13 protein-coding genes are annotated in these 18,712 nt (G+C 64.8%); 4 read left to right on the top strand and 9 right to left on the bottom strand.

What is annotated here, in order from left to right; genetic code table 11:
• Positions 1-89: 89 nt before the first annotated feature.
• Complete coding sequence (locus tag U5782_RS39780) at positions 90-836, top strand: IclR family transcriptional regulator (RefSeq protein ID WP_322049345.1); 747 nt, start codon at positions 90-92, stop codon at positions 834-836.
• A gap of 12 nt (positions 837-848) precedes the next feature.
• On the opposite strand, the gene U5782_RS39775 is transcribed toward U5782_RS39780, so the two are convergent.
• Positions 849-2,633, bottom strand: a complete 1,785-nt coding sequence (locus U5782_RS39775; RefSeq protein WP_322049344.1) for an IlvD/Edd family dehydratase — start codon at positions 2,631-2,633, stop codon at positions 849-851.
• 153 nt (positions 2,634-2,786) lie between these two features.
• Positions 2,787-3,791: a LacI family DNA-binding transcriptional regulator gene (locus tag U5782_RS39770; RefSeq protein ID WP_322049343.1), complete on the bottom strand. Its 1,005-nt coding sequence runs from the start codon at positions 3,789-3,791 to the stop codon at positions 2,787-2,789.
• Between the two features lie 232 nt (positions 3,792-4,023).
• Between U5782_RS39770 and U5782_RS39765 the strand changes: the two genes are divergently transcribed.
• Positions 4,024-4,857: an isocitrate lyase/phosphoenolpyruvate mutase family protein gene (locus U5782_RS39765; protein ID WP_322049342.1), complete on the top strand. Its 834-nt coding sequence runs from the start codon at positions 4,024-4,026 to the stop codon at positions 4,855-4,857.
• An 18-nt stretch (positions 4,858-4,875) separates the two neighbouring features.
• Here the strand turns inward: U5782_RS39765 and U5782_RS39760 are convergent, their stop codons facing one another.
• The 6 genes from U5782_RS39760 to U5782_RS39735 are packed head-to-tail and all read right to left on the bottom strand — an operon-like array spanning position 4,876 to position 15,684.
• Complete coding sequence (locus tag U5782_RS39760; protein WP_322049341.1) at positions 4,876-5,676, bottom strand: YfaP family protein; 801 nt, start codon at positions 5,674-5,676, stop codon at positions 4,876-4,878.
• A 55-nt stretch (positions 5,677-5,731) separates the two neighbouring features.
• A complete protein-coding gene (locus U5782_RS39755; RefSeq protein WP_415914496.1) occupies positions 5,732-6,583 on the bottom strand; it encodes a YfaP family protein in 852 nt (283 codons plus the stop codon).
• 6 nt (positions 6,584-6,589) lie between these two features.
• The gene (locus U5782_RS39750) at positions 6,590-8,347 is read right to left on the bottom strand and encodes a DUF2300 domain-containing protein (RefSeq protein ID WP_322049340.1); all 1,758 of its coding nucleotides are present in this window, start codon (positions 8,345-8,347) and stop codon (positions 6,590-6,592) included.
• The gene (locus U5782_RS39745) at positions 8,301-13,067 is read right to left on the bottom strand and encodes an alpha-2-macroglobulin family protein (protein WP_415914495.1); all 4,767 of its coding nucleotides are present in this window, start codon (positions 13,065-13,067) and stop codon (positions 8,301-8,303) included. Before U5782_RS39745 ends, U5782_RS39750 begins: the two co-directional genes overlap by 47 nt.
• Before the next feature lie 56 nt (positions 13,068-13,123).
• The gene (locus U5782_RS39740) at positions 13,124-13,813 is read right to left on the bottom strand and encodes a DUF1175 domain-containing protein (protein WP_322049338.1); all 690 of its coding nucleotides are present in this window, start codon (positions 13,811-13,813) and stop codon (positions 13,124-13,126) included.
• 2 nt (positions 13,814-13,815) lie between these two features.
• Positions 13,816-15,684: a DUF2138 family protein gene (locus tag U5782_RS39735; RefSeq protein WP_322049337.1), complete on the bottom strand. Its 1,869-nt coding sequence runs from the start codon at positions 15,682-15,684 to the stop codon at positions 13,816-13,818.
• Between U5782_RS39735 and U5782_RS39730 the strand changes: the two genes are divergently transcribed.
• Positions 15,617-15,844, top strand: a complete 228-nt coding sequence (locus U5782_RS39730; protein WP_322049363.1) for a hypothetical protein — start codon at positions 15,617-15,619, stop codon at positions 15,842-15,844. The two genes, U5782_RS39735 and U5782_RS39730, sit on opposite strands and share 68 nt — an antisense overlap.
• 350 nt (positions 15,845-16,194) lie before the next feature.
• Positions 16,195-18,264, top strand: a complete 2,070-nt coding sequence (locus U5782_RS39725) for a glycoside hydrolase family 28 protein (protein ID WP_322049336.1) — start codon at positions 16,195-16,197, stop codon at positions 18,262-18,264.
• Between the two features lie 62 nt (positions 18,265-18,326).
• On the opposite strand, the gene U5782_RS39720 is transcribed toward U5782_RS39725, so the two are convergent.
• Positions 18,327-18,712: hypothetical protein (locus U5782_RS39720; protein ID WP_322049335.1), on the bottom strand; the 386-nt coding region annotated here is incomplete at its 5' end.

Below are 18,712 nucleotides of genomic sequence, written 5' to 3'. Positions count from 1 at the left end.
TGCGCAACGATCGTATGATTGGCCAGGCGAACTGTCCAACCTGATGCTAGTATTTCCAACCTGTTGGAAGCCTCGCTAGCCACCTCATCATGTCCACCGCCTATGAAGTGCCCGCGCTCAAGCGCATCCACGACATCCTCGACGTGCTCGTGCATGCGCAAGCTCCCGTGCGCGCCGCCGCCATCGCCGAGCAAACCGGGCTTTCGCGCAGCACGCTGTATCTGATGCTCGACTCGCTGGAGCGCAGGCGCTGGATCGAAAAGCGCGCGGATGGCTATATCGTCGGCGTGACGCTGTTCGAGCTTGGCAGCGCCTACGTACGCCACGACCAACTGCACGAGGCCTTCCGCCACGAAGCCGCCAGCTTCATCGCCACGCACAACGAGGTGGTACAGCTTGCCGTGCTCGATGGTGCGGAAGTGGTCTATATCGCGCGCGAAGATCCTGCGCGCCCCGTGCGGCTGATTTCCGATCTCGGCTCGCGTTTGCCCGCACACTGCTGCGCATTGGGCAAGGCACTACTCGCCAGTCTTTCGGATGACGAAATAATAAAAATCCTGCCGAAGCAGCTCGCCGCCGTCACAAGCCAGACCATCACTCGGCGCCAGGATCTGCTGCAAGCGATCGCCTCCATCCGGCGCTCGGGCCTCGCCCACGAACGCGAGGAAGTGACGGCGGGCCTCACCTGCTTCGCGGCCTTTGTCGGCGTAACGGCACTCGGCAAACGCGTGGCAGTCAGCACAAGCCTGCCGCTGGAGCGTATCGACGCGCGCCGCGAAAAGCGCATCGCGATCGCCGTCGTGGAGATGGCGCATCGCATCGGCAAAACGCTCTGAACACCGCGCAGGTTAGTGCGAGTGGCGCGGCTCGCCACGCTCGGCAATCACGCGCAGATAGAGCGTGGCAGGCTCCAGACAGCCGCCCGTCGAAAGCTGGCCTACGGTCTTGCGATAAAGCTCCTGCCACGGCGTCTGCGACGGGGGGACAGCAAACCCGGCGTGTGCCCGGCGGCGCCCGAGTTCCTCTGCGTCGATCAGCATGTCTACACGTCGCGCATTCAGATCGACCTTGATGCGGTCGTCCGTGCGCAGCAGCGCAAGACCGCCGCCCACGGCAGCTTCCGGCGACATGTTGAGAATCGACGGGCTTGCCGAGGTGCCACTCTGCCGTCCATCGCCCATGCAGGGTAGCGAAGTCACACCGCGCTTGATCATTTCAGCAGGCGGCGCCATGTTGACGACTTCGGCGCTGCCGGGATAGCCCACCGTGCCGCAACCGCGAATCACGAGTAGGCAACGCTCGTCGATCTTCAGCGCGGGGTCGTTGATACGCGCGCGATAGTCTTCGGGACCGTCGAACACGATAGCGCGCGCCTCGAACACGTTCTCCGCGCCAGGCTCGCTCAAATACGTCTTGCGGAACGCGTCGCCCACCACCGACATCTTCATGATCGCGCTATCGAAGAAGTTGCCCGAGAGCACGATGAAGCCGGCTCCGTGTTTGAGCGGTGCGGCGCAGGTACGAATCACATCGTCGTCGGCCTTGGGCGCAGCATCGGCGATCTCTCCAATCGTGCGGCCCGAGACGGTCTCGCAGTCGCGCCGCACGAGTCCCCCACGATCGAGTTCGCGCAGCACGGCGGGCACCCCACCCGCGCGATGAAAGCTTTCGCCCAGATACTCGCCCGCCGGCATCGTGTTCGCGAGCAACGGCACTTGCTCGCCCAGGCGTTGCCAGTCATTCAGTGTCAGTTCGACACCCATGTGCCGTGCGATCGCGATCAGATGCGGTGGACAGTTCGTCGACGCGCCCAGCGCCGACGCCACCACGATCGCATTTTCAAACGCCGCGCGCGTCATGATGCGCGACGGCCGCACGTCGGTGCGCACGAGATCGACGGCGCGCTTGCCCGTGACGTACGCCATCTGCCCACGCTCGCGATACGCAGCCGGAATGCTCGCGCAGCCCGGCAAGGACATGCCGAGCGCCTCGGCGAGGCAGTTCATCGACAGCGCGGTGCCCATTGTGTTGCAATGGCCGATCGACGGCGACGACGCCGAAGCGAGCGCCATGAAGCCTTCATAGTCGATTTCGCCCGCCGCCAGCAGATTGCGCGCGTGCCAGATCACGGTGCCCGAGCCCACGCGCTTGCCCTCGAACCAACCGTCGAGCATCGGGCCGCCCGAGAGCACGATGGCCGGCAGATCGACGGTAGCCGCCGCCATCAGGCAGGCGGGCGTGGTCTTGTCGCAACCGGTGGTGAGCACCACGCCATCGAGCGGAAAGCCGTGGAGGATTTCCACGAGGCCCAGATAAGCGAGGTTGCGGTCGAGCGCCGCCGTGGGTCGACGGCTCTGTTCCGCGAGCGGGTGCACGGGAAACTCCATCGGAATGCCGCCCGCGTCGCGAATGCCCGCCTTCACGCGCTCGGCGAGCGCAATGTGGTGACGATTGCAGGGCGCGAGGTCGCTGCCCGTCTGCGCGATGCCGATGATCGGCCGCCCGGTCTGCAATTCCTCGCGCGTGAGCCCGTAATTCATGAAGCGCTCGACGTAGATCGCGGTCATGTCCGCGTGCGAAGGATCGTCGAACCATTCCTGGCTGCGCAGGCGGCGGACAAGCGTTTGAGCCATGATGCGTGTCTCCTGTCTCCATCCGATTGATCGTATGGATCGGCTGTTTCGTCACGTTTTTGTTACCGATAACAATTTCGATGGTAGCACGGCGTGAAAACGATCACAGCCCAGCCGGTCACGAGATCGGAAAGGGGATCGAAAGCCTGTGTTTCAGGCGCTCTCGCGCTCCACCACGCCGTAGTGAATGCGCGTCTTCACGATACGCCGTGCATGCGCGCCAGTCTCGCCCCCTTCTACGGCCAGTGCGCCGAGCAGCGCCTCCCCTGCGCGACGCCCGATCCCATAGGCATCCACGGAGACCGTGGTAATGGTCGGGTGACAGCAGGCCGCGATTTCGAAGTTGCCGAAGCCCGCGACGGCGATGTCGCCGGGCACGGTCATGCCGCGCCGCTGACACTCCATGATCGCGCCAAACGCGGACATATCGCTCACGCACATCACCGCCTCGGTGTCGGGCCAGCGTTCGAGCAGCGCGGCGATGGCCGGTGCGCCGTGGCTCATCGTGATCGGCGAGTCGCCCACGCGCACCACGCGCGGCTCGCCCAGGCCCAGCGCCTTCATCTCCATCTGATAGCCCTTGAGGCGATCGAGGCCGCGCCAGTCCAGTTCGCTCGCGCCGCCGATAAAGCCGATCCGCTTGTGGCCCTTGCCAGCCAGATGGCGCACCATTTCGCGCGCGGCGCTCACATTCGAAAAACCCACCGTCATGTCGATCGGATGCGCGGGCAGATCCCACATCTCGACCACGGGCACGCCCGAGCGCACGAGCAGCGCGCGGGTGGCCTCCGTGTGCTGCGAACCGGTCAGCGCGATGCAGCGCGGCTGATGGCGCAGCATCTGGCGCACGAGGCGTTCTTCGCGCTCGAGCGAATAGTCCGTGTCGCCGATCAGCAATTCAAGCCCATGCGATTCCAGCACGTTGGTCAGGCCGCTCACGGTGTCCGAGAAGTTGGAACTCGACATCGACGGCACCAGCACCGCAGCGAACGACGAGCGTCCCGAAGACAGTGCGCCTGCCGCCGCATCCGCGACGTAGCCCAGTTCGTCGATCGCGCGCTGCACGCGCGCACGCGTGGCTTCCGAGGCGCTGTGGCCCGCCAGCACACGCGAGACCGTCATCTTCGACACCCCGGCGAGGCTGGCGACGTCGGACATGCGCGGCGGCGTGGATTTCGGTGCGGGGATATTGGCCATCGAGACAAACGGGTCGAAGTGTGAACAGCGCATATGATAACGGCAGCGGCCGAGGCACCCGACTCGGCGCCCCCGACTGGACGCCCAGCAACACGGGCACGGCCAGCGCGCGAAGACGCGCGCTGGCGCACAATGGCACGCTGCCCCGATACCCCTGCACGATCATCCGCAAGACCCATTCAGGAGACATGTCATGCCTTCTTCGCCACGCAGCGTCGCTGAAAAACGCGCCGCGTTCCGCGCCCTGCATGCTTCGGGCTGCTTCGTATTGCCGAATCCGTGGGATGCGGGCAGCGCCCGCTACCTCGAAAGCGCAGGCTTCAAGGCGCTGGCCACGACCAGTTCCGGCTTCGCGTGGTCACACGGCCACGCGGATAACCACGTCTCGCGCGACGCGGTCCTCGCGCATCTGCGCGAGATCGTCGCGGCCACCGACCTGCCCGTCAACGCGGACTTCGAAAGCGGCTTTGGCGCGGATGCGGCAGGCGTGGCCGAAAGCGTGGGATTGGCGATCGACACCGGTATCGCGGGCCTCTCGATCGAAGACTCGACCGGCAACGATGACGCACCACTGTTGCCGCTGCATGTCGCAGTCGAACGGATGAAGGCCGCGCGCAGCGCCATCGACGCACGCGGCGGCGACACCTTGCTGATTGGACGCGCGGAAAACTTCGTCGCGGGCGTGCCCGATCTCGACGATGCGATCGCACGCCTGAAAGCCTATGCCGATGCCGGCGCGGATTGCCTCTACGCGCCAGGCCTCAATACCCGCGAGCAGATTGCGGCCGTTGTGGCGGCGGTCGCGCCGAAGCCGGTGAACGTGCTGGTGGGATCGGTGTCGCCCTTCACGGTGCAGGAACTCGCCGAACTGGGCGTGCGGCGCATAAGCGTGGGCGGCGCACTGGCACGCGCCGCCTGGGGCGGTTTTATGCGCGCCGTCGAAACGCTGCAGGAAGGACGCTTCGATGGTTTCCTGAATGCCGCGCCCGGCAACCAGCTCAACGATTTATTCAGGAAACCTGTATAAATCGGCGCTCGTGAACGCTCAAGGTATGGTGAAGCGCTTCACGAGCGTCAGTTCGCCCGCCTTGCGCATCGGCGCGCGAATCGTCTCGCTCTTTTCGTTCGGCGTGCCTTCGTCGGTGATGATGGTGATCTGCGCCACCGTCATGTCGCTGCCGCTGTTGCCGCTACCGTAGTAGTTCACGTAGACCAGGTACGTGCCGTGTAGTGGCGCAGCGCTCGAATAGATCTCGGGTCCGTAACCGGTAGTCACGTCCACGTCGAGCGCACCGCCGTTCGGCGCGACACGATCCGCGTAGAACGTGTGCACGCCGTCGGGCGAGACCACGTGGAGGTCGAGGTCGGTGCCGTCGGTGTCCCATGCGAGCACGATGCGCAAGCGCGCCTGGGTCTTGTTCGCGTAGCCGTCGTAAAACTGCACGCGTTTTTTCGTGCCATCCGCGCTGCGCAGTTCCACGCTGTTGCTACCCGCCCCGAATGCGAAGGGCCGCGAAAACGTGCCATCCTCCTCGATGCGTTGAGGCATGGGCGTGCCGTTCACGATCAACGTGCCCACCGAGGTGCCCGCCTTCGCCTTGGGCGCCGACTTGATATGCCCGGCGATCATCGCATTCACACTCTGCCCTTCGGGCGTGCTCACGGCCACGGCGGGATAGTGCACGTCCTGCGTGTAGCGCGCTTCATCGCCGGCCGAATTGCGCCAGCCGTTTAGCGGCGCGCTGAAATCGATGGTATCGGCATGCGCCGCACAGACACACGAGGCAAGCGCGACAGCGGCCAGGCCGTGCCAAGCAGCACGATGGTTGAAGCGGAGAGCATTCATGTTCGTAGCTTGTTCGTTTGCCAGTCTGCCGTTACGTGGACACGCCGCAGCGCGTTCATAGCTGCTCGCTCTTGACGAGCAGCAGGTCGCCGATCTTGCGCAGCGGCACCACACGCGTTTCGCGGCGCTCGTTCGGCGTGTTCTCGTTGAACACGAGCGTCAGCGTCGCGGTGATGACATCGCGGTCGTGCGCATGCGCATCGAAGTTATAGCCGGTCGAATCGAAATTGCCCCAGTAATTCAGAAAGAATAGCCAGGTTCCGTGCTCCGGGGCGGCCGAAGAAAAGATGCCCGGCCCGGCGCCGTCCACCGAATCGACGTCGAAACCGCTGCCGTCTTCCAGCGTTGGATTCGCGAAGAAAGCGTGCAAGCCATCCGGCGTGATCACGTGCAGATCGACCTGCGCGTGCGGATCGTCCCACGTCACGATCGCGCGTAGTTTGGCTTGCGGCTTGGTGCGATCCGCTTCGTAGAACTGCATGCGCTGATGCTTCGTGCCATCCGGCGAGATGATCTCGATGCTGTTCGAGCCCGCGCCAAACGCCCACGGCCGCGCGAACCAGCCTTGTTCGTCAGTGTAGAGCGGCGTCGCGTTACCGTTGATGACCAGCGTGGGCGGACGGCGCGCGTGCGGGTCGACGTGCTTCAACTGACCTTCGATCAGCGTGCGAAAACGCTGCGCGCCGCGATCGACAGGCGGGCGCGGGTAAGCGGCGACGTATTGCTCGCCTTCGTTCGTCAGCCCGCTATGACGCCAGCCGTTGAACGCGCCGGTAAGGCGCGCGAGCGTGCCTCCGCCCGAGTCTTCGCCATCGCCAGCCGCCGTGGCGCGGCCGCTGGCGAGCAACATCGCGCAGGCGCAGGCCAGCGTGGCGGTGAGAGTGAAGGCTTGCGCGAACGGTTTCATCGTCATTCAACTTCCTGTGAGAATCAGCTTGCGCGCGGTCTGCTCGATGAAGGCCTCGTCCTGTCCACGCGGATGATGCGCGAACGCGAGGTGCAGGTACTCGTGCGTGAGCGCGATGCGGTCGTCGTCGGAGCGCAAGCGGCGGATATAGACGCGATTGCGTCCGGCGTCCGCATAAGGGCGTCCCGAGGTCACTTCGCACACCGCAGGTAATTCGGGTTCCTCATAACCTGGCTCGTCCGCGAGACGACGCGCCCAGACCGGTGCCTGACGGCCCAGCCAGTCTCGCGCGCCCGCCACCGGCTCGCAGTCCCCCGCCAACGGACTCGCGAACGAGGTAAGCGTGGCCTGCGGCCAGGTGCGCGCAAGGATCGCGTCGAAAGTGAGACCGCGCTGCGCAGCCGCCTTGGCGTCGAGCCAGCTCATCTGTCCGGGCGCCGCCTTGTCGTGATGGAACTGCACGGGCACGCCGGCGAGCACGAGGCCATCGGTAAAGTCTGCGGCGTTACGCGAGGCGGCCCGCGCCGGACGCGGCAAGACGCGCTGCGTGCGGCTGCTGTCGTCGATTTCATAGCAGCCGCGCTCGCGTCCCGCGTTCTGCACGAGGTAGCTGCGCGCGGCCACGGCGAGCGCACGGGCCGCCTGCGGCTGCGTCGTGTCGCCTTCGCGCTCGACCACGCGCGCGATGTAGTCGTTCATGCCGAAGCGCCCGACGATGTGCAGCTTGCCGTTGTCCTCGCGATCGAGCCGTAGTTCGCCGTGGCTTTCGATCGGCAGGGAGTTGCCGTTTTCGAACGCCACGCTGAACGCGCCGTCGAGCAAACCCGGCTGTGCTGGACGACCGCCCGCGCGCGTATCGAAGACGTTTCTTATCGGATAACGAGAAAAGAATTCGACGCTTACGCACGCGCGATCGTCGGCCACGGTGCTTTGCGCGACCAGCGGCGCGATGCGCGGCGCCGCAGCCGTCAGCACGCGCACGCTGCCGCCACGCCCGCCGAGCCAGACGGGCGTGCCGTCGGCGAGCCAGCCCGCCGCGCCGCCCTCGTAACCGCCCGACGTATCGGGCATCGTCCAGGTTTTCGCGCGCAACAGACTGCCGTAGAGCGAGACCGTGCCTTCGCCGCGCCCGCTCGTGACGACCGAGACCAGCGTGTTGCCGGTGTCGTCGCGAGCGCGCGTGGGGATCGACTGCAAGGCCGCAAGCAGGTCCTCGACACGCACGCGCTTTTCGGGCTTCAAGGCGTAAAGATCCTGCAACCACGCGGGCGCTTTGCGGGCGCGCCAATATTGCCGCCAACCGGCCGGATCGAGTTGCAGACGATGCGGCTCGAAAAAGAGTCCGCACGACTGCACCAGCGCACGGTCGCGATCGATGTGGCCGCCCGTCATGCAGCAGTACACCTCTTCGCGGTCGCCGCCATCGCATTGATAGTCGGGTGCGGGAATCTGGCGGTCCACGAGATACGCGTAGACGAACAGTTTCCACACGCTGCCTAACTGCGTTTCCAGGCTCGCGGGCAGCGCTTCTCCTGGTCCCGGAGCGGCAGCGGGATCGCTGCTCGCGTCGAAGGTCCAGAGGCGCGCACTGCCGTCACGCAGCCACGCGAAGCGCAGTGTCGATGCTTCGGCGTACGCGCTCGCGGCACTGCCTGCGAATGCAATCGCAAGCAGCCACGCCACGGCTTGTCCGACGATGCGCGCCTTCACGCCGACCTCACTCGATGCGCAGCGTGACCATGCGGTCGCTGCGGCCGCCTTCATACGCCTTCTGCTCCGGCTGATACATGCGGAAGTAGCGCGCCGGCGGCATCGTAAACGTTCCCGGCAGCGCGAAGCGCACGAGCTGGCGCAGCGCGACAGGACGATCGAGCAGCGGCACCGGCTGGTGATAGCTGAGGTCGCCCATCTCGTAGCTCGCTGCGCGCGCGAACGGCTGCGGGCCGCTGCCGCCCTCGCCCACACCCGGCAGACCGTCGATACTCACGCCCCAGCTCGTCGCTTCGACCGAGCCGCCAGGCGGCAACGGCACGTCGAGCAAGCCGTAGTGCAGTGCCGACTTGTCCTGCGGCGTGAGCGTGACTTCGTCGACGTAAAGCGCGTTGCTGTCGATGGCATCGCCCGCCTTCACGCGATGCGCCTCGAACGTGAAATGACCTTCCTGCTTGTCGGCGTCGCTCTTCGGCGCGATCGGATCGAGTCGATAGAACGTGCGCTCGATCTTCACGGGCAGACGGCTCTCCTGAGCGGCGCGGCTGCGGTACGAAACCAGCGCGGCGACGTCCGGGCGCTCCGCGCCCACATCGAGCGAGGTCGGCAACGCCGGGCCGGTCCACTTCCAGAGGCTCGCGCCCGTGGGCGTCGTCGTGCGCGTCCAGCCGCTGCCCTGCAACGCAGGCAACGGTTGAACCGCGTCGCCGCTGCGCGAGCCCGCCATCGCCTTGCGCAGCCACAGCAGCGTGAGCGCGCGATCGACGGTCGGATACGAGGCGCTGCTCTGCGAAAGCACGGCGTTTGCATCGACGGGCGTGCCCGCGTCGCCGGCCATCGCCAGCAGGCTCTGGATCAGCGGCGTCGGGTTCGTCATCAGCGCGGCGCGGGCGCGCGCGGCGAGTGCGTCGAAGCCTTCGGGCAGGCTCGCGTTGGTGGCGCGCGCCGTGTAGGCGGTCAACACCACGGCCGCCTCACGGCCGCGCGGCGAATCGGGCGCGGCGAACACGAGGCTGTCTTCGACGCCGTAGGCGGGCGATGCCTTGTCCTGATCGAACATCGACGAGGCTTGCTGCGCGAGTTGCCCCGCCACACCCGCCACCGGCGTCGCCACCGGCAGGCCCATCTGCTGGAGCAGCCAGAGCGCAAGCGCGCGATGCAGCAGCGGCTCCTTCGCGCCTTCGTCGCGATAGACGTCGAGTGCGTGCTGCCAGTTGCTGTCCGGCAGCGTGATGCCGAGGCTGCGGCTCGCGAGCCAGTCCGCGTAATACGCGTAGGCCGTGATGAAGGCACTGCCGCCCGTGGTGTCGCCCCACCAGCCGAATGCCCCGTTGATGCCGGCGAGCAACGCAAGGCGCTGACGCTGGTTGCGCAGGCGCGCTTCGATGCCTTGCGTGATGCTCTGCGGCCCTGCGTTGTCGCCATCGCGGCCGAATACGTCGTGCGCGAGCGCGAGCGGAATCAGGCGGCTCGACGTCTGCTCGGCGCATCCGAACGGATACTCGATGAGATCGTCGGCCACGCGCGCGAACTGGCTCGTGCCGTTCGACACGAGGCGCACGCGCACGTCCTGCGCATCCGGTGCGAGCGCGAGCGGCTTGGGATTCGCATCGAGCGTCACGGGGACTTCGCGCAGATCGAGCCAGCCAGGCGCGCCGAGGCTCACCGTGGTTTGCAGGTGATCCATGTCCTTGCCGTTCACACGCAGGCTCGCATCGACGAGACCCGGCGTGAGCGCCACGCGCGGCAGTGCCAGATAGTTCGCACCCGGCTTGAGCGTGACTTTCTGATCGACCGCGAGGCCCGCGCCCTTCACGGTCCATTGCGCATCGACGTCGGCGTTGCCCTGATTGAACGCGAGCATGTCGATCACGGGCTGGTCGCCGCTGCGGAAGCTCGCCGGGCCGCTCCACTTCAGATAGAGCGGCTTGTCGGAGCGCACGTAAGCCGTGCGCTGGCCCACCGTGCCATCCGCCGAGATCGCCCGCACCGTCACGCGCCAGCGCGCCAACGCATCAGGCATGCGGAAAGTCATGCGAACGTGGCCGCTCGCATCCGTTTGCAGATCGGCTTGCCAGGCGGCCGTGTCGATGTCGTCGCGACGCGGACGCTCCAGCACCTTCACGCCACGCTCGTTGTACTGGCCGCGTTGCGGCCCACCCGGCGCGCCGCGCATGGCCGACAGCGCGAGGTCGTAAGTGATGAACGAGAGACTCGAGGTCGTGCGCACGTTGTTGCGGCGCGGATGGTAGAAGAAGTCCGAAATATCCGGTGCGATCTCGGGTTGCAGCACGTAGACCATTTCGTCGACCACGCTCACGGTCAGATGCGCGGGCAACGGCTTGCCGCCCAGCGCACTGCCGAGATCGAGCGTGACGGTCTCGCCCGGCGCGTAGACGGGCTTGTCGCTCTTTACGCTCAGATCGATCGAAGGCTTGGCGACCACGATGCCCGCGTTCTGGAACACGTATTCACCGTCGTGCACGTAAAGCACCGAGAACGTCATGTTCGGCGCGAATTCCGGACCCACCTTGATGCGCGCCTTCCATTGCGTGGGCGCGACACGCGTGAGACTCAGCCAGTCCGCGCCCTTCGAGAGCAGCGCGCGCGCTTCGACGCTGTCGCGCTCCAGCGTGAGCAGCGCGTCGTCCACGGCGTACGGGAAGGTGATGAGCGCTTCAGCTGTGTCGCCGATCTGGTAACGGTCGCGGTCGAACACGATCTCGACGCTGCCCGGAATCGCCTTGAGGCCGTCGCCCGCAACCCAGTGGCTCGCCGCCGCGAGCAGGTTGCCCGCGTCGTCCTTCACCGAGAGCATGTATGAACCCGGTTCGTCGAATTGCAGCGGGAAACTCACGCGGCCGTCCGCGCCCGCAGCGGGCAGCGTGCCTTCAGATTTGGTCTGCGATTCGAGGCGCGTCCATTCCCACTTCGCGGGTTTATGCGTCTGCGCCGCGCTGCTGACATTGGCGAGCGCCGCCAGTGTGAATGTCACGCGATCGTGCGGCTGCGAGAACGATTTCGCCGTGCTCAGACGGTAAGGCGTCGCGCCACGCGCGATCAGCACTTCGCGCGTCACGCGCACGCGATACGCCGCACCATCCTGCGCGAACAGCGTGAGCGCGTAGCGGCTCGGCTCCTTCGCGGCGGGCAGCGTGAGCGTGACGTTGCCGTCGCTATCGGTCTGCAGTTCCTGCTGTTCGAGCTTCACCGGGAACAGGCCCGAGTAACGCAATTCACCATCGACGATCGCCACTTTCTGCGCGCGCAGCGTGACCGACACCTTGCCGTTCTTCACGGGCTTGCCGTCCGGATAGCGCAGCGCGATCTTGCCCTTGGGCGTGTCGCCGGTCGCGTAGTCGGACTTGTCCATCGTGAGATTGACGTCGAAGTGCGGCTTCACGTATTCCGCCACGCGGAAAGCGCCGCCGTAGCTATCGCCGTTGTAGTCGAAGCGCAGCGTGTAGCCACCGCCCTGCGCCGTCGTCGGCAGCGTGAAGGTCGTTTCGCCGCCCGTTTCCGATGCGAAATCCACGTTGCGCGTCGCGATGGGCGCGCCGTTCGGGTCGAGCACATCGAGCTTGAGCTGCGCCGCCGCGGGTGCCGTGGACTGGTTCGCGCTCTGGAAGGTGCGGCCGATGAACTTCACATGGACCGTATCGCCCGGGCGATAAAGCGGCCGGTCGGTGACCGAATAGATCTTGGTGTTGTAGATCTCGCTGTCGTAGTAGAAGTTTTCCGATACGAAAACGCCGCCCTGCGGGTCGCTGCCGATCACATAGCTACGCTCCGGCGAAACGTGATCGAGCACGAGCGCGCCGTCCGCGCCGGTCGTGCCGCTTTGCAGTACGCCCACGCCGTCGGTCCAGTTGACTTCGGTATTGGGCACCGGCTTGCCATCGTCGCGGCGAGCGGTCCATACGAGCAGGCCATTCGACGCTGCCTTCACCACGGCGACCGTATCGGAAACGAACAGCAGCGTATGCGCGCGGTAGTTTCCGATGATCGCTTCGACGAGATAGAGGCCCGGCGGCAACTTGCCGACCGGAATCATCACATTGCCCGACGAGGCTTCGATGAAGTTGCTGCTACTGCCTTCCAGATTCACGCCTTTGGGCGGCTGGATCGTCTTGGCGTTCCAGATCGGATAACGAAAACGCGTGACGACGTCATAGCCGCGCAGCGGCGCGAAGTGCGATTCGGGCGCGTAATGCGTGGGTGCGCCCACCTGGTCGCCGAGCTTGAATTCGGGCTTCGCCTCCGTGACCTTGCTGCGCGTTGCGAACGAGAGCACACGCTGCCAGGCGCGACGCGCGTCGCTGAGCCAGCGGTCCCAGAGGTAGGCGAGCGTGTTTGCGAGCCCTTCGCCCTGGTAGTTCGGCTTGATGTTCAGGCGGTGCAGGTTCTTTTGCGCCTTCAGGAACGCAAGCGGGTTCGACACCTTGTAGACGACGATATCCGCGCCGCCATAACCTTCGAGCTCCGACTGGAACTCGCGGCCCGGCGCCTCCAGACGCACCTGCGCGAGCTGGTTGCTGCCGTAGCTCGAATCGGAAAGCAGGAAGAACGGCTGGCCCTGTACGACCTGGCTGTCGTAGCCGCTCGGGTTGGGCGCGCCGAGCGTGGGGTTGGCGTCGATGTTTTGCTGCGCGGGATCGTCGTCGGCCCAGGCGGGCGCGAGGCCCGCGCCGAGCAGCAGCGCACACGCGGCGCTTAGTGTCGCGAAGCGCGAAAGTGCACGATTTTTCCGATCGGAAACGCGCGAGAAAAACATCGCGAATGAAAGCACGGAGACGAGCAGACGTTGGATGGTTGCACTCATGGCAGCACTCAGGGCGTCAGGAACGCGAAACGAAACACACCGACGAAGTTCGGATTGCCGTCGAACGGCTGCCAGCGGGAATCTTTCCATTGCATCAGGTCGGAAACGGCGACGGCGCGCAGACCACTATCGGTCGGCGTGACGGTGCCCGTGTGATAAGCGATGTAGCGATCGAGCCAGATCATCAGATGCTGGTCGTCGCCTTGATCGAAAAACAGCAGGTCGCCCGGCAGCGCCTGATTGACGTCGCGCGAGACAAAGCGGCTGTTGCGCTGGATCAGCGCGATGGCCGAGGCGTAGGCGCCCACCGTGCCGTCGATGCGGGTCCAGCGGTTTGCGAGCGCGCGTTGCTGCGCGTTCAGTTGCAGTTCGGGAGGCAGGCGGCTCGCATCGGCTGCGCTGTTCATACCGTTGGCCTTGAGCCAGCGCGCGTCGTGTTCGCGCAGCGCTTCCATCGCGGCGAAGCGCACGAGGCCCGCGCAGTCGCGCTGGGTCCAGCGCGGCGTGGGGCCACGACGCATCTGCTGATCGACGATGCGCACGAACCACGCGCGAAAGATCGTCGACTGCTCGGGCGTGAGCGCGTCGGGATCAGGCACGGCCTGGGTCGGCATGAGCGCGCACGCGGGCTGCGTGAGCGCCACGCCAAACGCGGCTGTACCGATGGCCGCGCAGCGTTGGAGAAACCGGCGGCGCATGCTCAGTCGCCGCTCGTGCCAGGCTGCGCGGGTTGGTCGTCCGGTGCGGCTGGCGCTGCGCCGGTCGCGTCGTCGGCCTCGTCTTTCGGGCCTGCGCCAAGCGGACGCCCCGACGCCGCATCGCCGCGCGGCGACGCACTCGCACGCGACTCGAAGTGCCATTGAACCGGCACCCAGCCCAGCGACGACGGCAGCGAATCCGGCAAGCTCAACGCGAGCGGCGGATAGCTCGCGACGGCGTGAAGTTTCGGCAGCAGATGCGTACGCGCAGCGTTACGGAAGATGGCTTCCTGATCGGCCGGCAGTGCGCGACCCGCTTCGCGCTCGACCAGCGCCGCCGCCGTACTCGGCGTGGCCGCAAGAACGGTGGTCGAAAGACGTTGCGGCGCGAGCGTATCGGCGAGCGCCGGATAGCGCTTGTCGAGCACGGCTAGCGTGTCGTCCACGAGTCGCGCATCGGGTGAAAACACGACATAGCCGTGCGCGAGCGCGAGCGTGACGGGGAAGTAGCGCGGCGCCGAAAGCTGCGCCGCGTAGGGCGAGCCCGCACTCTGCGCCGTACCCGAACGGGCGCTGACCGGACGTGTCCAGAGCGTGACGCCAGTGGACGGCTCGCGTGTCTGCACCGCGAGGCGGCGATAACCGGCCTCGTTGCCCGCCTTCGCTTCATAGGCGCCGATGGCGTCGCTGAATACGCCCGCGAGCGCACTCTTGATCGCCGCCAATTGCGCCGGGTCCTGCACGGCTTGCGGCTTGAGGCGCGCGACGAAGACTGGCGCGACGAGCGTCGACTTCGCGTACCAGCACACGCCCGCCGGGCCCGCAAAGCTGTCGCGCACGATCTGCGACGCGGTCTTTTCGCCGTCGCCGAGCTTGTCGAACAGGTCTGCGGCATCGCTCCAGTTCACCGGAAGGCTCGCACAAGCGGCGGCGTTGGCGGGCAACGCGCGCCAGAGATCGGCGCTGTCCCAGTGTTGCGGCAGATGGGCCGGATCGATCAGGGCAGCCGTGCTCCATGTGCCGCTGGCATCCGCCTGATCGGCGCTCTTGCCGGACCCGGCAAAGTCGAAGCGCAACGCATTTACGCCCGAGAAAAAGGCCTGATAGCCGAACGACAGATAGTTGACCGAGACGATCAGCCTGTGGCCGCTCACTTCGGCAGGCGTGTCGTCGAGACGGTAGGTGTGCAGCGCATCCGCGCCGCCATCGTCGAGCATTTTGGCGAGCGCACTCGCGCGATCGCCGATGGTCTTGCCGTCCGCATCGAGCAGAATGCCCGGCTCGGACATGACGACGAGCCGTTCGCCCTTCGCCGCGAACAGCAGCGTGTGGCCAACCGCGAGCTTGAGCGCGTAGACCGGCACGCCGCCCGAGAGGGTGGCCGCCTGGCTCAGTTGCGTGTCGCCGGCCGCGACGTTGCCCAGCGCCTGCATCAGCTTCGCGAGGCCGTTGCGGTGCATCGTCATGACCCAGTAGCCGAGCCGCCCATCGGGCGAGCGCCACAGCAACACACGCGAGGGTTCGTCGAAGACGCGCTTGATCAGTTCGTCACGCCAGTCGAGATCGTGCTCGAAAGCGAGTCGGCGCACCGCCCCTTCGGCGGAAAGACGCGCGGCATTCGATTCGTAATAGTCGACGAAATCGCGCGTGAGCAACGCGTGCAGCAAGGGCACGCGAATCATGTCGCGCGGCAAACGCGAAAGCGCAGCGCTGTCGATGATTGCGTCGGGATATCGAATATCGAATGCGGCTTCGTGAGAACGAAACGCCCCTCTACCGCCGAATGGCCGCCAAATCGCCTGAATGGCGACCAGCGCAACGATTAAAACCGCAGCTGTTGTTAGCGCGGCCTTTTTGCGCGTTAACTTCATGGGATCGAACGCCCTGATATGGATATTGGTCTTCTCTGGCACCCGCACGCCGCCCTGCGCACGCGTGGCCGTTTATTTGCCGTACATCGCATTAATTCCCGGCGATCGGCTATTTCCGGCAGGCACGAATACTACCCTAAAAGCGGTTTTGGCAGCATGACGCCTTCGCATTTTTTGACAATTAAGTATATGCATATTGCTTATTCAAATTAATTAATCCACGAATTACCGAAGCGATTTGAATATCTTCACTTAATCCGTAAAAAATACGCCTCTCTTTTGCTGGCCCCCTTAGCAACGCCCTTCTTCCGAGCGATTTGAGCGGGTCAGGTTGTCCTATGTCGTCAATCAACTTGATGGATCAGGGTCACTACCTGGGCCATGATGCTTGACAATAAACATCTTGTCTAACAACAATCCCTGTCCAAAACCGGCCGCTTATTGCGGTCTTCCGCGCATGCGGCAAAGAACAACAAATCCATCAGCGAGACAAAACAGGAGGCGTCATCCATGACAACGCAGAAGAAAGACACGCGCTTCAATCCGATCTCATCGGCAGGCACGCCAGCTTCGCCGGGACGCCGCAGTTTCATGGCGCTTGCGGGCGCCACGGCCGGCGCGACATTGTTGGGCGGCTTGCCCGGTTGCGGCGGAAACTCGGGCGCACCCGCGGCCGCGTCTGCATCAGGCGGCGCAACGCCCGTTGCCGTCGATCCGATCTGGGGCTCCACGGGCGCGGCGCAGCAGATCATCAATGCGTTACAGGGCATCACGACCTCGATGTTCCGCGCGGTGGACTTTGCGGTCACAGCCTACGGCGCGCAGCCGCTCACCTCGCAAGTCGTCGCCGCCACGGCATGGAGCCCAGCGATTCCGTGGCTCGGGCAGAGTGCCTCTCCCACCAGCCCTGGGGCGGATCAGATGGTGTCGTCGTCGCTCACGGGTACGACCTTCGATTCGCGCACGGCATTCAACAATGCGATCATCGCCGCCAACGCGGCAGGCGGCGGTCGCGTGGTCGTGCCCGCTGGCAACTGGTACTGCGGCGGTCCCATCGTACTGCTTAGCAATGTCAATTTTCACCTGAGCGCGAACTGCACGATCTACTTCAGCCCCAATCCCGCCGACTACGCGGTGGGTGGGCCGCACGTCACAGCGAATGGCAGTCTCTACTGGACACGTTGGCAGGCGAACGACTGCCTGAACTTTGGCTCGCCGGTCTACGCCTATCAGCAGCAGAACATCGGCCTGACCGGCGAAGACGAAACGTCGATCCTCAATGGCCAGTCCATGACGCCCGCGCAAGCCAACGGCACGACGCCGTCGTATTGCTGGTGGACCTTCAAGGGCACGAGCGGCGCCTATGGTTGCGCGGGTTCGTCCACGCCGTCGCAAGCCTATGTCAACCCGAACAACGCGGCACTGACATCGCTCAGCAGTTCAGCGATAACGAACCCCGACGCCGCCACGTTATTGCCGTTGCTCGATGCGGGTACGTCGTGGGCGCAGGATCAGAACTACCTGCCGGCATTGGCCGAGTTGGGCGTGGCAGTCGAGCAGCGCATTTTCGGCAATGGCCACTACCTGCGGCCCTGCATGGTGGAGTTCATTGGCTGTACTAACGTGCTGATGCAGAACTATCACACACAGAACACGCCGTTCTGGCAACACCATCCTACCGACTGTAAAAACGTCGTGATTCAAGGTGTTTTCGCGGATAGCATCGGCCCAAACAACGATGGTTTCGATCCAGATGCCTGCAATTACGTGCTCGCGGATGGCGTCAAATTCAACACCGGCGACGACTGTATCGCAATCAAGTCAGGCAAGGCGCTCGACACCGAGTACGGTCCCGCGCAGAACCATGTGATCCAGAACTGCACCATGAACAGCGGACATGGCGGGCTTACATTGGGCAGCGAGATGAGCGCAGGAGTCCAGAATATCTATGCACGCAATCTGAACATGCTTAATGAAAACTGGCCGACGAATCCGCTGAATATCGCTATCCGCATCAAGACCAATATGAATCGCGGCGGCGCGGTCCAGAACGTCTGGATCGATGGCGTGACGCTGCCCAATGGGGTGACGCTCGTTGGCAAGGGATACGGCGCTAGCAACATGATTTCGGGGAGCCCGATTACGGCTTCCGTGCCGGTGGGCACGACGAGTTCGTCGGGTTCGAATCCAGCTGCCTCGCAAGGCGGTCTCATCACGTTTGATTGTGACTACAGCCCAGCCGGCGACGCGGTGCGCATCAGTCCGCCCGTGGTCAAGAACATCAATATTTCGAACGTGACGGCCGGCAATGTGACGTCGGGGGGCGTCACGGGGTCATGCTTCCAGGCAATCGTGGCGCAAGGGCCCGTCGCTGCTGACTACAACGGCCCTGCTCCGACACCAACGGTTCTGCCCATCAGCGACGTGACGATTTCGAATTGCAATCTGGGGACGCCGGTTTGCAGCGGCGCGGCTTCGGCGACGAATCCTGGGCCGATTTACGTGAACAACGCGAATGCGATTGTGCTCAGCAACGTGGTGATCGGTGGGACGACGTATAACACGTCGCTGGTCGGTTAACGCATGCGGCGCCCGGTTTGAGGCCGGGCGCCGCGTGATGTCGGCGAGAGGTTAGGAGTCGATCAATCGACTTCCCGTACGGGCACGACCTGCGCACTGATCGTACGCTCATGCCAGAAGATGTTGTGTACGCGCGGCTGCAACTTGCGCAGGACCTCGTCGGGGAGGTCGTCGTATCGCAACAGGGCGGCAGGACGCCCCGCGCCTTCTATACGCTGGATTTCGTCGTACGGCGGGAAACCGTACTTCTGCAAAAAGGCGTTGATTTCCTCGTCGGAAATATTCTCTTCGACGTTTCCGAGCAGCAGTTCGGCCATGGCACACCTCAGCTGGATGATGAGATCAGGCGATCGGATTGGCGTTCCGAAGCTCATGATAGTGTGCGACGCAGCAATGTGCTGTGAAACGTGCGCGATGCGCTTAGCGGTTTTGACGAGGGGTAATTTTT

It is taken from the genome of Paraburkholderia sp. J67 (assembly GCF_905220265.1).
GTDB lineage: Bacteria > Pseudomonadota > Gammaproteobacteria > Burkholderiales > Burkholderiaceae > Paraburkholderia.
The sequence above is the reverse complement of the archived record's forward strand: the minus strand, read 5'-3'. Positions and strand labels throughout refer to the sequence as shown.

What these genes read in the sequence shown, in the direction of transcription:
- U5782_RS39775 (WP_322049344.1), bottom strand. Translation starts at nt 2,633, where the DNA reads ATGGCTCAAACGCTTGTCCGCCGCCTGCGCAGCCAGGAATGGTTCGAC.
- U5782_RS39730 (WP_322049363.1), top strand. Translation starts at nt 15,617, where the DNA reads ATGGCGACCAGCGCAACGATTAAAACCGCAGCTGTTGTTAGCGCGGCC.
- U5782_RS39770 (WP_322049343.1), bottom strand. Translation starts at nt 3,791, where the DNA reads ATGTCCGACGTCGCCAGCCTCGCCGGGGTGTCGAAGATGACGGTCTCG.
- U5782_RS39725 (WP_322049336.1), top strand. Translation starts at nt 16,195, where the DNA reads ATGACAACGCAGAAGAAAGACACGCGCTTCAATCCGATCTCATCGGCA.
- U5782_RS39780 (WP_322049345.1), top strand. Translation starts at nt 90, where the DNA reads ATGTCCACCGCCTATGAAGTGCCCGCGCTCAAGCGCATCCACGACATC.
- U5782_RS39760 (WP_322049341.1), bottom strand. Translation starts at nt 5,676, where the DNA reads ATGAATGCTCTCCGCTTCAACCATCGTGCTGCTTGGCACGGCCTGGCC.
- U5782_RS39755 (WP_415914496.1), bottom strand. Translation starts at nt 6,583, where the DNA reads ATGAAACCGTTCGCGCAAGCCTTCACTCTCACCGCCACGCTGGCCTGC.
- U5782_RS39765 (WP_322049342.1), top strand. Translation starts at nt 4,024, where the DNA reads ATGCCTTCTTCGCCACGCAGCGTCGCTGAAAAACGCGCCGCGTTCCGC.
- U5782_RS39750 (WP_322049340.1), bottom strand. Translation starts at nt 8,347, where the DNA reads ATGAAGGCGGCCGCAGCGACCGCATGGTCACGCTGCGCATCGAGTGAG.
- U5782_RS39745 (WP_415914495.1), bottom strand. Translation starts at nt 13,067, where the DNA reads ATGTTTTTCTCGCGCGTTTCCGATCGGAAAAATCGTGCACTTTCGCGC.
- U5782_RS39740 (WP_322049338.1), bottom strand. Translation starts at nt 13,813, where the DNA reads ATGCGCCGCCGGTTTCTCCAACGCTGCGCGGCCATCGGTACAGCCGCG.
- U5782_RS39735 (WP_322049337.1), bottom strand. Translation starts at nt 15,684, where the DNA reads ATGAAGTTAACGCGCAAAAAGGCCGCGCTAACAACAGCTGCGGTTTTA.